The sequence below is a fragment of the Mesorhizobium sp. Arg314 genome, from assembly GCF_053714275.1.
On the sequence record NZ_JBSKBP010000071.1, the window covers coordinates 1 to 14,192 of the forward strand.

A 14,192-nucleotide genomic window follows, 5' to 3' on the forward strand; every position below is an offset into this window, starting at 1 on the left:
GCCGACCCGGCACTGGCGGGGCTGTTGATCGCGATCGCAGCGCATCGGCGCGAGGAGAGCCGCGGTTCGCATTACCGGTCCGACTTCCCGGGACGCGGTGCTGCTGCCCTCCCCTCGCGACTGACGCTGTGCACAGGCTTTGAGAATGCCGTCGCACTCAACTGGCGAGCATCCGAACGGAGCTGTTGATATGACTTCCTTTGCACCACTTCCCCAGATCATCATGGAACCGATTGTCCGCAACGCACTCCTGGAAGATTTGGGCAGAGCCGGCGACATCACGAGCGATGCGATCATCCCCGCCGATTGCAAGAGGACGTTCGCTTTGAATGCCAGGCAGGCCGGCGTTGTTGCCGGGCTCGATCTGGTCATGTTTGCTTTCCTGCTGGTCGACCCTGGGATCAGCATGCAGTTGCGCTGTCCCGAGGGCGGGAAAGTTTTGGCGGGAGAAACCATTGCAATTGTAACCGGGCCGGCGCGCAGCCTGCTGACGGCAGAACGGACGGCGCTCAATTTTCTGTGCAAGCTGAGCGGCATCGCAACTGCGACGGCCGCGCTCGTCAACGCGGTGCGCGGCCACAACGCAAAGATCGTGTGCACACGCAAAACGACGCCCGGCCTGCGTGTCCTGGAAAAGTACGCCGTGCGCGCCGGCGGCGGCGCCAACCACCGCTTCGCGCTCGACGACGCGGTGCTCATCAAGGACAACCATATTGCGATTGCCGGCGACATCCGCACCGCAATCGAACGGGCGCGCGGCGCCGTTGGCCACATGGTCAAGATCGAGGTCGAGGTCGACACGCTGGCGCAGCTCGAGATGGCGCTACAAGTCGGAGTAGACGCCGTGCTGCTCGACAACATGACAGTCGAGGACCTTTCCCAGGCTGTGGCGATGGTCGGCGGCCGCGCAGTGACAGAAGCATCCGGTCGGATAACGCGGGCAAGCGTCGCGGCAATTGCCGCCACCGGCGTCGACCTCATCTCCGTCGGCTGGCTCACCCACAGCGCTCCGATCCTCGACATCGGCCTCGACATACCGTCGGACCGAAATTGCAACAGGCATCTGAACTGAAGAGAGGGGACATGAACCGTGATCGCAGGAACTTCTTTGGCCGCAGGCTATCTGAGGCCAGAACGTCCCCGCCTTCATCGACTGCCGACACAAACATGCGCACTGAAGTGACGGACCAGGACCAAACAAAAGACCGGGCGGAAGCACTTGGGTTCATAATCTGCCGGCTCGACGAACTGCGCCAGATGGCTGCCTCTCATGAGCTGGAACTTCTCGGCTATTTGCTGGACGTCGCCTTCACCGAATCCTGCGACGCGATCAGACGGGAGCGGTCCTGTGCTCAGAGGGAAACAGCGGATCAAGCGGTCCGCGCTGACGACGTGAGTTGAGGCTGCGGGCAGCGGCTGTGGCGAAGCGATGCCGGACAGCGGGTGCACGATCGACGGGTAGGCCATGTGCGCGTGCTTGGCCGCCTGCCCCCTGCTCGACCCGCTGACGCCCGAGATTCTTCGCTCGGCCATGACCACAAAATTCGACATGGCGGCGTTCAATGAGGTCTCAGCACAGGCGCTCGGCCGTCTGGCATCCCTTTACCCAGCATGCCATCGAGCCGTTGCCGCCGACGGTCGTGCGCACCGAGGGCGCTCGCTGGTCGAGCCGCTGTCGGAATAAAATACCCGGTCGAGGCCCGTCGTGGCTAAGGCGACGATGACCAGCATGGGTGGCTTGCGCTCAAGCATCCGCGAAAGCCACGGATCCCCGGTCGATCCCTTCCGCATGGCCCAGCGCACAGTGGCGCTGGCCCCAATGATCAGCAGCCGTCGCAGGGTGCGCTCGCCCATTCGAGACGTCTCGCCGAGCTTCTGCTTGCCGCCCGAAGAGCGTTGCAGTGGCGTTAGTCCGAGCCATGCCGCGAAGTCCCGGCCTCTCTTGAAGGTCTGAGCGGACGGGGCCAACGCGGCAAGCGCCGTCGCAGTGATCGGTCCTATACCGGGAATGGTCATCAAGCGCTTGGCTTCCGCATCCTCTCTGGAGCGCCGGGCAATCTCTCGGTCGAGTTCGGCCACTCTCGTATCCAGCGCCCGCAACTGCTCAACGAGTAGAGACAGGATCGGGCGGGCGGCTTCGGGGATGGTAGGGTCCTTCTCCTCGATCGCCGTGACAAGTTTAGCGACGTGGAAGAGGCCTTGCGCAGCCACAAGTCCAAATTCCGCAAGATGGCCGCGTATTGCATTGATCGTCTGGGTCCGCTGGCGAACCACAAGATCGCGGACGCGGAACACCATTGCCGCAGCCTGCTGCTCTTCGCTTTTTGCCGCTACGAACCGCATGGTCGGCCGCTGAGCAGCTTCACAGATCGCTTCAGCGTCAGCCGCATCGTTCTTCTGGCGCTTCACAAATGGCTTGACGTATCCCGGAGCGATTAGCCGGACTTCGTGCCCGAGCCTCGCAATCTCCCGCGCCCAGTAGTGGCTGCCGACGCACGCTTCCATGGCGACCGTGCAGGCCGGCTGGTCGGCAAGAAAGCGAAGTACCTGATCGCGGCGAAGCTTCTTCCTGAACAGCACAGCTCCCGACCCATTTGCGCCGTGCGCCTGGAACATGTTCTTCGCCAAGTCCAATCCGATTGTGTTAACTTCCAACATGGACGCCTCCGTTCAAGTGATGATCAACGACACCACTTTGGCACAGCGATGCCGTGAGGGGGCGTCCACATGGGGTAATCGCGGGAGCGAGTTGCCCTAAAGCCAATCAATAGTCTTGGAGGGTGGCTGTTCCCCGATAGGATGGAAATACGGGCTCACGACTGGACGCCGGGCCCAAGCATCGAATGGAGAACGGCCATGGAAGAATATATCGGTCTCGACGTGTCGATGAAAGAGACGGCAGTCTCGATTCGCCGAGCAGGTCAACGGATCTGGCGTGGCAAGTGCGCATCTGATCCCAGCATCATCGCCGAGCTCATCCGCAAGCGGGCGCCAACCGTGAAGCGCGTGACGTTCGAGACCGGACCGCTGTCGGTATGGTTCTATCATTCTCTGCGCACCGAGGGGTTGCCGGCGATCTGCATCGATGCGCGCTATGCTAAGGCGGCGCTCGATATGGCGGCGAACAAGACGGACGCGAACGACGCCGATGGTCTGGCGCAGCTAGCGGAAGTCGGGTTCTTTCGTGAGGTCCGCGTGAAGGGATTCGACAGCATGCTGACCCGCACGCTTGTCGCAGCGCGCACGCGGTTGGTTCGAATCACTACCGAGCTTTCCAACCAGATCCGCGGTGTCTTGAAAACCTTTGGTCTGCTCGTTCCCGCAGGAAAGGGAAGCACCTTCGAGAAGAACGTCCGGAGCCTTCTTGCCGATCAGGACGGACTTGCATCGATCGTGCTTCCGATGCTGGAAGCCTGGCGTGGCATTCGCATCCGCGCCGCCGAACTCGGACGCCAGTTGGTCCGGGACGCGCGCCAGAGTCAGGCTTGCCGCATCCTCATGTCGATTCCCGGCATCGGTGCGATCACCGCAACCTCCTTCACCACAGGCATTGAGGAGCCGGACAACTTCAGGAAATCCCGATCGGTTGGCGCGTGGATCGGCCTGACGACACGCCGCTACCAATCCGGAGAAGTCGATTATGACGGCCATATATCCCGACGTGGCGATCGCCATTTGCGGGGGCTTCTCTACGAAGCGGCGGCGGTCATTCTGACGCGCAGCTCAATCGACAGCACTCTGCGCACGTGGGGTCTGCAGCTCCGGGAGAGGATCGGCTTCAAAAGAGCTGCCGTGGCTGTGGCGCGCAAATTGGCGGTTATAATGCATACGATGCTTAAGACCGGCGAGCTCTTTAATCCGAATGCTGGAGCCGCCGCATAAATCCGGATAGCGTTCAAAACCTGAACGCTTAAGGTGTCCCTGCCGGGACGTGAGCCGAGCCATTCCGCTGATGGGGCTGCACCGCTGACTCAGCAAAGTGCGTCGTCCACATTGAAGGCTCGACCCGCGAAGCTCCATCATGCGGCGGCTAATGTCGACCGCGAAGACAACCATGCACCCGGCAGCGTCCCCTCAACGAATTATGCTTGACGCCCCAGCAGCGATTAGACAACCCCATCAATCTCGGCTCGCACAAAGGCAAGGCGGTGCGCCGGGCCATACGCGCCGCCGGCGCAAGGCTCTTCTTCCTGCCGAAATACTCACCCGATCTCAATCCGATCGAACAGCTCTTCTCAAAGCTTAAGCACTGGCTCAGAAAGGCAGCAAGCCGCACCGTCCAAGCCGTTTGCGACGCTATCGGACAAACACTCAACCGCGTCACACCGACAGAGTGCTCACACTACTTCCAAAACTCAGGCTATGACCAACACTAATCTCATCCCGCTCTAGCGTATGGATTAGTTGTCGAAAAGCAGAATATCGACGGACTGAACATGGGCGAGATCGGGGGATCATTCGGAAGGCGCGGTGCTATAGCAGCGCAGACGCAGCCCGTCTTGGGACAGAATCGAAGCAATCCCGTTGTTGCCTACATTTTCGACTTCCTGACGGCGGATTGGAAGCGCATTACTACAATTGTCGTCATTGCGATGATCGCCTTTCCGACCGCTGGACAACAAATCACCGAAAGCCTGACATCGCCCGAATAAAAGGTTGCCGAGGCCGCCGGCGATGGTGGAATACCACCTTTACTTCCTGGCGCAAACGAGCCCCTATACGGTTATGACAATCGCCAATCCTGCGAATCATGAACTGCCTGACAACCACCTTAAAACGATGTTCGGTGGCGAGGTTAGCTTGGCGGATTAGGGAACCGCGACAAGTCTTGAGGGGGCGCAAATGGCGGTGGCAGACCTCAAATATCCGGGAGGGTTGGCCTCCCCGCAGCAGATTCATGAACTGGCTGAAGAGTACCGCAAGGCGGCGACCCTGCTCCTTCAGCTCGGCCGATCAGGGAAGCCGCTCACTCGAGCGCCATTCAGATTGTCGGCCATCCATGCGATCGAACTCTATCTGACCGCGCTTCTGCTTCACCGCGGGCACAGTCCGAATCAAATCCGCAAAATGCAACATGACCTGTCGGCACGGACGGAGCAGGCCCTGGAAGCGGGGCTGCGCCTCCGTGCGAAAACCGCCAGGCATCTTCAGTCCCTCAGCCAGAACCGAGAGTACCTAGTGACCCGCTACGGCCCGGAAATGGCGGCAACCGCCTCACAGATAAACCGTCTTACCGCCAGCCTTGATGAGGTGGCGTCAAAAGTCACGGCATTGATAGCGCTGCCCTCGAGGGCACAGCAGCAGGCAGACCTCGTTCATAGCACAGCGTCATCCAAGTAGCCGGATGATGTCATGCGCTGTTGGCCGGTTCGCGAAGAGTGCAATTCGGGGTTGTCGCGCGCCGCCAGGTCAAGACCGGGATTACCCGCACGCTCGAACTGCCGATCGCGCTCCACCGCTGAAGCCCCATTTTCCCAACAATCAAAATTCAGGGCTCGTTCTCAAATGTCGGAGAAATCCATTACTTACGTGTCGTGACTCCTACTGTCGGGTTCGTCGAGTCTGCGACACGTGTGTTCGGCCGGGCCTCTTTTAACAGACAGCAAAAACCGTCCCTCGCAGTTGGCACGATTCTTGAATCTACATCGTTGGGAAGGACAAGCGCGCTGCCGTATTCACTTCGTTTATTTCATTGCAATCAATGTGAGAAAGTAAAATGGCCAACATGTCAAAGTCTGCATGCGCGCGCCAACGAAACCTTGGCTTTGGTGGCAACACTCTGCGATGAGTTCGACCGCGCCGTATCCGACATGGGCGCTTTGCTGCCGAGACGCTCGTCATCGTGCGCGACGAGGGCAGGCGCCTGGCCGAGGACGGCCCGGGCGATCGCCGTCTCCTCGACCAGCACCATCACGGGGCGGCATGTCGTCCACCATCAGGGGGCGGGCGGCTATCACTACGGCCCATGCCCGCTCGATCCTCGGCCTGCGCGGGGAAGCTACCTGCCTGTTGGCAAATGGATCCACTGGCGCTTCAAGAGCGGGATGCGCCAGAGGTCGGCAGCAGCCTGTTCTTCACCGGCGCGCAATCGGTTCGCTCTGAGTGTCCCGCCTCGCCGTTCAAGCTATCCATAATCCCCGCATTCCACAATGTCTGAAAGGAACCCAATGTACATCGCAATGAACCGCTTCAAGGTGCAGAATGGTTCGGAAGCCGATTTCGAGGCCGTGTGGAAGAACCGCGATTACAGCCTTGCCAAGATGAAGGGGTTCCGAGAGTTCTACTTGCTGCGCGGCCCGGTCAACGAGACAGAAGGCTACACGCTTTTTGCGTCCCACACAGCGTGGGCAAGCCACGACGATTTTGTCGCCTGGACCAAGTCGGAGAACTTCCGCGCCGCCCACAGGGATGTTGGCACCACGAAAATCCATTATTTCAGCCACCCGGAGTTCGAAGGCTTCTCCGTCGTCGAGGCGCGTAGTGCTGGCCAGCTAGCCAGTTGATTCAACCTCCAAATGGCTCGTATATGAAAATCGGCACAAATGGATCGCTAATGTAGATTTGCACCATATGAAACCGGCCGATTTAGACAGTTTTACGAAGTAAATCATACCAAAGACATTGTAGCTGAAGCAGAATTTCCGACTGTATGTTTCTAGTCTGTGGCGAGAAGAGATTCGCGCACGCTAAGCGCGGCCTCCCAAATTTCAATCCCGTGCCAGCCCACTGACCGGCGCAACGAGAATGCCAATTTCTTTGGCGCCATCTGTCCGAAGCGCGGGCCGGTGCTGCGTTGGAGCTGCCGTTCGCCGACGTCCAAATCGGCCGCCATATCGCAGAGGCGCTCGGTGCTGCATGGATCGTGCCGGCTACACACTACCACCAGCCCAAGGTGTCGAGGAACATCTGGCTGGACACTTCCTGCCCTGCGCGCCGCGGAAGCCGCCGCCGATGGAATGAGTCCGGTGGAAAAGCTCAGGCCGAAGAAAATTTGTGGACGGCCGAAACGACATCACACACGATGTCCTGCTTGAGCACCTCGATCGGAACGCGGCCGTCGAGTTCGGGCGAAGGGCGGGTCAGCCAGAACCACGCCAGCCTTGGATTGCCGATTGCCAACAGAACTTCTCTAATCCCGGATGCTGGCCTGCCGTCGACGAACTGGGCGAGCGGGAAAACATGCTTGCGGCCGCCCTTGCGCAAGGCAACGACCTCATTGCGCCGTTGCCAGTGATGCAGCGTCGAGCGTGGTATGCGGAAATGCTCTTCCAGATAGGTCGAGCCGGCGACCTCGCCCGCCCAATCCTCAATCAGCACCGATTGCAGATCGTTTGCCCGCTGCAGCGATGAAGGTCCTGCGGTTGCTGGGATAGGGCTTTCATCCGCGCTGTTGGCACTTGCCAAGCCGCCGCGCGCGAAATCTGCCAATGCACGGAAGAACTCGGAGGCGAGCGCAGTGCATTCGCCCTTGAAAGAGCCGATCACGCGCTGCTGTGCTTGCGGAAGGAAGGGGACGGCGGCGGCGAGGCTGCCAGCGACGGTGCTGGCTGAAACCAAGGTCTGTGTATCAAGATCGATGCCGTGCTGGATTAGAGCCTGTTGCACGGCTTCCGCCACCAGACCTGCCAAGGCCTCCTGCGAGATCCCATCCGTCGGATTTTGAAATCGGGTCATGTTTCTGTCTTGCGCGCCCCGCACTCTCGATGACTCAGGCTTCGTCTGCCAGCGCACCTGACTTCTCCAACAGCCTGCTAAAGCACGCTAGACCGCGTAGCTGACCACAAGCTTACGAGCAGATTTGAAGAATTCGGTGCGTTTAGGCTAGTGTCCTGATTCCGAACGTTGAGCCCTTTCGTTTTGGCGATCGGTGGTCTGAAGTGTAGCCAAACAGAACTTTTGATGGTGTGGCGACAAGAGCTGGTAGAACCTTGCGCTAAGGCCAAATGGAAAGTAAACCCCGGATGTTCGCTGTGGATATGCCATTTGTCTCCTGTACCACTAGCCTGCTTTGGACAGAGGCTTGGCCACCGTCGTTCTAGCGTGGAGTGGAAAGAGGCCTGACGTGCGATTCTCAAAGAACACGAACGAAAGAAGCTACTCGACATTCCGGTCGACGAAACAGTCTGATCCGCCACTATTCTCTCGCGTCGGCCGATTTGCTGGAAATCCAGCTATGGCGGCGCGAACACGATCAGCTCGGCATTGCGATCCAAATCTGCTTGATGCGCTATCCCGCCGGCCACTGTTGGCCAGCGAGATTTCGCCGAACGCTATGGCTGACCATGTCGCGATACCAGGAATAAGGCCATCAATACCGAACCGAAGCGCGGCTCGACCTTGTTGATGACCTCGATCATCTCGCGCAGGCGCCCGCTGTGTCTCGTCTGACCGGACCCGGTCCTTGCGCTGGATCGCGTCCTTGCCCGGTCCGGCCATGCGAGCGATCTCCTCGCTCGTCGTCCGCAGCGCTTCCGCGATCCGGCGCTCAACGGCGCCGGCAAGAAGGCCGAGTCGCCCAGATCAAGTCGACGAGACCACCTCGGACTACACAAGGAGAAGCTGCAGGAGCGTCTGGCCAAGCTCGCCGGCGGCGTCGCGGTGATCCGCGTCGGCGGTGCGACCGAAGTGGAAGTCAAGGAAAAGAAGGACCGCGTTGACGACGCTCTGAACGCGACCCGCGCGGCCGTGGAAGAAGGCATCGTCGCCGGCGGTGGCGTTGCGCTCCTGCGCGCTTCGGCCAACCTCAAGGGCACCGGCATCAACTCCGACCAGGCTGCCGGCATCAACATCGTTCGTCGCGCGCTGCAGTCTCCGGCTTGCCAGATCGGGGCCAACGCTGGTGCGGAAGCTTCGATCGTCGCGGGCAAGATCCTTGAGAACAAGGGCGACACCTTCGGCTTCAACGCTCAGACCGGCGAGTATGGCGACATGATCGCCATGGGCATCGTCGATCCGGTCAAGGTCGTGCGCGCGGCTCTCCAGGACGCGGCCTCGGTCGCCGGCCTGCTGGTCACCACCGAAGCCATGATCGCGGAGGCTCCGAAGAAGGAGTCGGCTGGCGGCGGCATGCCTGGCGGCGGCATAGGCAGAATGGGCGGCATGGGTTTCTAAGGCCATATTTCGACAATCCCGGAAGGGCGGCAGCGATGCCGCCCTTCCTTTTGCGTTTTGTCGATGGGGTAAAGGTATTGCGGCGATTCAGGCGAGTGAGCGAGGCTGGGTGAAAACCAGGCAAGCCGCGGTGACTGCAACCGCAATCGCCTGCCCTGCCTTGGCTGGAAACGCTTCACAACAACCCTGGCAGCTATCCGCTTCCGAACCGTGGCCGACAAATACTCGGCTGCCCAAGGGACATGCTGTGCGATCCCTATGTTCGCGCTGTCGACCATCTACTCCTCCCCGATGTGATGTCGGCGTTTGTGGCGCCCCCTCGCGCTGTTTGGGCCCGCTGCCACCCCACGGCAGCGGGCTTGATGGTGAGAGGGACAATTTTCGGCCCATGGCTCACGCCGCTACGCAATACGAAATGCACCTGATTTCCAGGCCTTTCTTTGCCATCCCCGCATTCGGCAACCAACTTTGCACTTCCATCAGCTGGTTGCCGACCTAGGCAAACTCGCGTTGCCTCAGCAAGTGAGCTATTTCGCGGGCGTTCGAGCAGCAGCTTGTGCGGACCGATGGGCTCCGTAATCCTCACGCCCGGCAGCAAGCCCATAGAATAGTCGCCTTGCCGAAAACCAGTTGGCGGAGCAGCCCCTGTGATTGGGGAACGTCCGTCACAAGGGCAGTACGGGGCTCAGTGGCGATTTTTGCATTGTCGTGTTTCGTGCAGGTACTCGTCGGCCTAAAACCGGCGAGACGGTCGGCGGTGAAGGCTGCCACTTCGGCCGGTTCGATAAGTGGATAACAGGCATGAAAAATCCGACATCGCGGTTGAACTAAGGGCGAAGCAAGGTTCTCCTTTGGCCGCGGGGTGATGCCCAGGCTTAGCAATGCGGTCTACGGCACAGTGTTCATCTGCTACGCGCATCACCCTGCGGATAGCAAGCGAAGCCTCCTCCGGCGCGAGCAGCTCGCGACGGCAGGTTGATTGCGGGACCGCTTCGCCATTTCTGGCAGAGGAACCGTGCAATTGGCTCGTGTATGTCGTGTCGCGCATCTACTGACCGCATTATTGCCATCGTCCTCTTTCAGCCGGCCGTGCCTTCGACCGCCGGTTCGATAATGATGAATCCCCTGTCCAGAATAGTGTTTGTTGTCGAGCATGACGGTCTGTGCCGTCTACGTGCCATTCTACCGCGCGACGACCGCAAAAAATATGACAGGGCAGACCATAGCAAGCAGGTTTGGGCTGAAGACTTTTTAGCGAACTCGTAAAAAAGGAAACGACAGCTCTTCCAGTTGCACGGCGGATCCTGAACTCGCTCTTTGTGAGAGGGTTGCCAGCCGATCCCGTCTTATGCGCCACTCAACTTGTATTTTGGCGGCCCTTCACAAGCCGGGTGCTAAAGCTGTCCCGGTGACGCTGGATCGGGTTCTCATGTGCCGAACCCAAAGCACCGGTCCGTCTCGACGATGCTGTCACCGGATCCGGGGCCGGCATCGGCATTCGAGGGGGAGCGGTCGATCCCGCTCTATCGGGGAATTGATGATGAGGATGATCGGAAAAAAGGGCGCCCGGGAACAGGGCGCCCTTCTTATCGACGAAATGCTCGGTTGAAGGTCAGTGATCATAGCAATCCGCCGACAATCTTGCCGTCCCTTCACCGACCTGTTTGGTCTCGGGCGGTTGCGCTCGTAGTCACCACTACGAGCGCCTGGACCAGGCCTCCAATCCTCAGAATGAGCGCTGGAACCGAACAAGCCCGCCGACGCTGTTCTTCTTGTCAGCACCGGTCCAGTTCAAGGCCGGAGCAGGAGAAGCAGCACCGAATTCGTCGAAGCGGCCTGCATGCAGGTAATCGACCTCGGCCGTGACCGTGAAGCCGGGAACGATATTGTAAGCGATATTCGCCGCGATACCGAGGTTCTTCCACTCGTCGTAGGAAACCTGGGCATTGAAGGAGGTCTTTTCATTGAACTTATAGGTGCCGCCGCCCCACACCGCCCAGTTGCCGCCCCACTGCTTGTAGATGCCGCGACCGCGGCCCGGGATCGCCCAGGTCGGATCCGACAGGTTGTCGTCCGTGCCATAGCCGGCCATGACGAACAGCGAGACTGCGTCGCCAACATTGACATCCAAACGGAGCTTGCCCGCGACTTCTTCGTAGTTGCTGTCGTAGGCGATGACGCCGCTGATGGCACCCCAGCCCTGCGTGTACTTCACGCCGCCGACGACATGCGGAACGTAGCTGTCGATGGTACCCTTAACGCCCGATCCTTCTTCGAGCGAGACTACGGCTGAGAAGCCGTTGCCTGCGTCGAGGTAGTACTGGATGACATTGGTGTTTAAATCGCCGTAGGGCACCAGCGTGTCGTTGATAACGTTACCCGCGTATCCAATGAAGCTCTCGAAGGCCGTGTCGGTCTTGCCAATGCGGAGACCGCCGAGCTGGATCCAAGCGTGCTTTAGATTGACGGCCTTGTTTTGCGCGGGATTGGGAGCGGTGCCAAAGTCGCCTTGACCATTGCCGAAGTCGAAGCGGGTCTCGGTGTAGGTCTTCAACGTGCCGAGTTCGGTTTCCTGGCCGGTCCACGTCTTCAGGTTGAAGCGGGCATTCTTGTAGTAGGTGTGGTTGCGGCTGCCGTCCTCATGATCCTTGTTGGTCGCACCGTCGAATGAGCCGACGTCGCCGAAACCGATGTCATAACGGACATAGCCGCCGATGCGCAGGCAGGTCTCGGTACCCGGGATATAGAAGTAGCCGGCGCCGTAGACGTCGCAGATCTTGACGTATTCGGCCGGTTCCGGCTCGGCGACCGTGACCGCGTCGGCGGCGCGAGCACCGGAAACTGCGATCAGGGCCGCAGCGGAGCCGAGAAGAAGGCTCTTGATGTTCATATTTGATCTCCATTCAAAGATTTGAAAAGGGCGAGGACGTCGATAGACGAACCGCTCCCTGTCCCCACGATCGAAAAAGATGCGCATCGCGGTGCATCCTTCCCGGCTCGACGCTATTCATCGGCCCACTTATGGCAAGCTCAAATACCGCATACAAGCCAGATGCAAAAGTATCAGTTGCATTTTTGTCACTAAATCATCAGTATTATTTGAACAAATCGCACAAACTGTACATTTGCACAAATCATACAATTTGAACATCGACTTTTGTACCCACGTATAGAATGCGCGGAAATACGCGATCATCTCGTCGCAGGTACGCTGCACGTCATCATCAACAACCGGACAGACATTGCATGAGAGAGACGCTTTCGGTGTGGGAAGCTGGCGAGCGGCCCCATCGTCAGAGAGATTCGATCAGAGAAAGGGCTTGAGCGGCCGACGCAACGTCGATGCTCATACCTTCTCTGAGCAATTCGATAGGAACGCGGCCCTTGAGAAGAGGCGAAGGACTGATCAGCCACAGCCACGCTATTCTTGGATCGGAGATCGAGGAAAGCACCAACCTGATTCCGGGTATGGGCCTGCCGTCGATGAACTGGGCTAAGGGAAATACGTGCTTGCGGGAGCCTCTGCGAAAGGCAACCACATCATTGTGCCGCTGCCACCAATACAGCGTGGACCGCGGTATTCCAAAGCGTCTCTCTAGATGCGTGGACCCTGCGACTGGACCGGCCCACTCTGCAATGCGAGCGCCTTCTCTGAGGCAATCTTCCAGACCCGGATGCCCGAGCGGACGTTCGGCCGGCCGGGATGGCGAAGCGCTCTCACACGCCTGGGCGTTTAGCCGTCGCGCTGCTTCGGCTTCGAGACGACTAAGAAATTCGGCGGCCGAGGCAGTCAAATCGTTGGCGGAAGAACCCGAAGGCCCAACAGTAGCCTTTTCACCCTGCTTTGCCTCATTGCATTGGGCGAGTATGCGTTGCACCTCCCTCATGACAAAGCTTGTAAGCTCGGTCTGGCGCTTTTCATCCCCAAAATTACTCGACCCGGACATATCTGGCTTTCCCGATAGCATCCGCTCAGCAAACAGCCGAAGCAGCATTAAGACATTAAAGTTAGGAGGGCGACGATGCCCTTCGTAAGCTCAGCGAACTAGGAGCCGTTTTGTGCTCCGTTCAACTTCAGCATCTCGATTGCGCGCCACGCCCGGAGTCGGGAAAGACCGACACTGGTCAAGAGCACACGATTATCAACGGACAGAGGAGTTCTGCGCAGCTCAATGTTAATGGTGGAGGGTGGAGCGCACTGGAAATGCAGTGCGGAGCACACCTCGCCGAAGGGCGATTTGGTGCGTCTCGCTTCGCCCCGAGCCTCAACCGATGATCTGTGATCGGGGCGGCTAGCAGCGAGCATATCCCAAGATTTACAAAGGTTCATTGAATCCATCGACAACTGTCTTATGCGCATGTGATCCGGGCTTTAGGCCAGGCACGGAACCTGCCCCGGCTGCGAACGCTGCACTGTCACCGCGCCGGCGACGCGATCACGGAAACCGCCATCAGGGCCGCAGTTGAGCCAGAAGAAGGCTCTTGATGGTCATGATTGAGCTCCATTCAAAGCTTTAAAAGAGGGAGACCTCGATGGACGGACTGCTCCCTTCCCACGATCGCAAAAGATGCGCGTCGCGGTGCATCCTTCGCAGCGTGACGCTACCCAGTACGCAGGTTTGTGCAACTTCGAAATTCAGCTTATCCGAGTTATTTAAATTAGCAGTTGCTATTTTGGCACTTTTTAAAGGTATTGATTGCACAAATTGAACAACTGCACATTTGCACAAACTGTACAGTTGGAATGGAAGTCTTCCGTTCCGGCATCCACGGCTCGCTGCAGATTGATCCTCAAGACGACCGACTTGATTGTTATGAGAAGAACGGTGAAAGACCCATGGCAAGATAGTTTGAATTAAGAGAAAGAGCCCCTGCGGCCGAGGCAACGTCTAAGTCCCTACCTTCTCTGAGCAATTCGATAGGAACGCGGCCCTTGAGAAGAGGCGAAGGACTGATCAGCCACAGCCACGCTATTCTTGGATCGGAGATCGAGGAAAGCACCAGCCTGATTCCGGGTATGGGCCTGCCGTCGATGAACTGGGCTAAGGGAAATACGTGCTTGCGGGAGCCTCTGCGAAAGG

General features: G+C 58.9%; 12 protein-coding genes and 5 pseudogenes. 9 read left to right on the forward strand and 8 right to left on the reverse strand.

Features of this window, described 5'->3' with window-relative positions; genetic code table 11:
• Both ACWGS9_RS32195 and nadC read left to right on the forward strand, forming a co-directional pair.
• Positions 1 to 189 (forward strand): annotated as a pseudogene (locus ACWGS9_RS32195) (L-aspartate oxidase); the annotation flags it as partial.
• Between the two features lies 1 nt (position 190).
• Complete coding sequence (gene nadC, locus ACWGS9_RS32200) at positions 191 to 1,072, forward strand: carboxylating nicotinate-nucleotide diphosphorylase (protein ID WP_454509022.1); 882 nt, start codon at positions 191 to 193, stop codon at positions 1,070 to 1,072.
• 74 nt (positions 1,073 to 1,146) lie between these two features.
• Here nadC and ACWGS9_RS32205 read toward each other — a convergent pair whose 3' ends face one another.
• Complete coding sequence (locus tag ACWGS9_RS32205) at positions 1,147 to 1,563, reverse strand: hypothetical protein (protein WP_454509023.1); 417 nt, start codon at positions 1,561 to 1,563, stop codon at positions 1,147 to 1,149.
• Positions 1,564 to 1,602: 39 nt separating this feature from the next.
• Positions 1,603 to 2,658 (reverse strand): IS110 family RNA-guided transposase, encoded by a 1,056-nt coding sequence (locus ACWGS9_RS32210; protein ID WP_454509024.1) that lies wholly within the window; start codon positions 2,656 to 2,658, stop codon positions 1,603 to 1,605.
• 198 nt (positions 2,659 to 2,856) lie between these two features.
• On the opposite strand from ACWGS9_RS32210, the gene ACWGS9_RS32215 reads away from it, so the two are divergent.
• From ACWGS9_RS32215 to ACWGS9_RS32230, 4 genes and pseudogenes are all read left to right on the forward strand, one after another.
• Positions 2,857 to 3,882 (forward strand): IS110 family RNA-guided transposase, encoded by a 1,026-nt coding sequence (locus tag ACWGS9_RS32215; RefSeq protein WP_454509025.1) that lies wholly within the window; start codon positions 2,857 to 2,859, stop codon positions 3,880 to 3,882.
• Between the two features lie 239 nt (positions 3,883 to 4,121).
• A pseudogene (locus tag ACWGS9_RS32220) lies at positions 4,122 to 4,376 on the forward strand (transposase); the annotation flags it as partial.
• Between the two features lie 60 nt (positions 4,377 to 4,436).
• The gene (locus tag ACWGS9_RS32225; RefSeq protein WP_454509026.1) at positions 4,437 to 4,652 is read left to right on the forward strand and encodes a hypothetical protein; all 216 of its coding nucleotides are present in this window, start codon (positions 4,437 to 4,439) and stop codon (positions 4,650 to 4,652) included.
• Between the two features lie 190 nt (positions 4,653 to 4,842).
• Positions 4,843 to 5,340, forward strand: coding sequence for a HEPN domain-containing protein (locus ACWGS9_RS32230; protein ID WP_454509027.1), 498 nt, complete (start codon positions 4,843 to 4,845; stop codon positions 5,338 to 5,340).
• Between the two features lie 388 nt (positions 5,341 to 5,728).
• Here the strand turns inward: ACWGS9_RS32230 and ACWGS9_RS32235 are convergent, their stop codons facing one another.
• A complete protein-coding gene (locus ACWGS9_RS32235) occupies positions 5,729 to 5,914 on the reverse strand; it encodes a hypothetical protein (protein WP_454509028.1) in 186 nt (61 codons plus the stop codon).
• A 253-nt stretch (positions 5,915 to 6,167) separates the two neighbouring features.
• Between ACWGS9_RS32235 and ACWGS9_RS32240 the strand changes: the two genes are divergently transcribed.
• A complete protein-coding gene (locus ACWGS9_RS32240) occupies positions 6,168 to 6,503 on the forward strand; it encodes an antibiotic biosynthesis monooxygenase family protein (RefSeq protein WP_454509029.1) in 336 nt (111 codons plus the stop codon).
• 472 nt (positions 6,504 to 6,975) lie between these two features.
• On the opposite strand, the gene ACWGS9_RS32245 is transcribed toward ACWGS9_RS32240, so the two are convergent.
• Complete coding sequence (locus ACWGS9_RS32245; RefSeq protein ID WP_454509032.1) at positions 6,976 to 7,674, reverse strand: antitoxin Xre/MbcA/ParS-like domain-containing protein; 699 nt, start codon at positions 7,672 to 7,674, stop codon at positions 6,976 to 6,978.
• Positions 7,675 to 8,067: 393 nt separating this feature from the next.
• Between ACWGS9_RS32245 and ACWGS9_RS32250 the strand changes: the two are divergent.
• Positions 8,068 to 8,290: pseudogene (locus ACWGS9_RS32250) on the forward strand (DUF4158 domain-containing protein); the annotation flags it as partial.
• On the opposite strand, the pseudogene ACWGS9_RS32255 reads toward ACWGS9_RS32250, so the two are convergent.
• Positions 8,288 to 8,478, reverse strand: a pseudogene (locus ACWGS9_RS32255) (hypothetical protein); the annotation flags it as partial. The pseudogenes ACWGS9_RS32250 and ACWGS9_RS32255 overlap by 3 nt on opposite strands.
• Before the next feature lie 43 nt (positions 8,479 to 8,521).
• On the opposite strand from ACWGS9_RS32255, the pseudogene ACWGS9_RS32260 reads away from it, so the two are divergent.
• Positions 8,522 to 9,111 (forward strand): annotated as a pseudogene (locus ACWGS9_RS32260) (TCP-1/cpn60 chaperonin family protein); the annotation flags it as partial.
• A 1,726-nt stretch (positions 9,112 to 10,837) separates the two neighbouring features.
• On the opposite strand, the gene ACWGS9_RS32265 reads toward ACWGS9_RS32260, so the two are convergent.
• The 3 genes from ACWGS9_RS32265 to ACWGS9_RS32275 form a co-directional block, all read right to left on the reverse strand.
• A complete protein-coding gene (locus tag ACWGS9_RS32265) occupies positions 10,838 to 12,001 on the reverse strand; it encodes a porin (protein WP_454509033.1) in 1,164 nt (387 codons plus the stop codon).
• A 403-nt stretch (positions 12,002 to 12,404) separates the two neighbouring features.
• A complete protein-coding gene (locus tag ACWGS9_RS32270; RefSeq protein WP_454509030.1) occupies positions 12,405 to 13,106 on the reverse strand; it encodes an antitoxin Xre/MbcA/ParS-like domain-containing protein in 702 nt (233 codons plus the stop codon).
• A gap of 817 nt (positions 13,107 to 13,923) precedes the next feature.
• Positions 13,924 to 14,192, reverse strand: a 269-nt coding sequence (locus ACWGS9_RS32275; protein WP_454509031.1) for an antitoxin Xre/MbcA/ParS-like domain-containing protein, incomplete at its 5' end; no start/stop codon positions are given.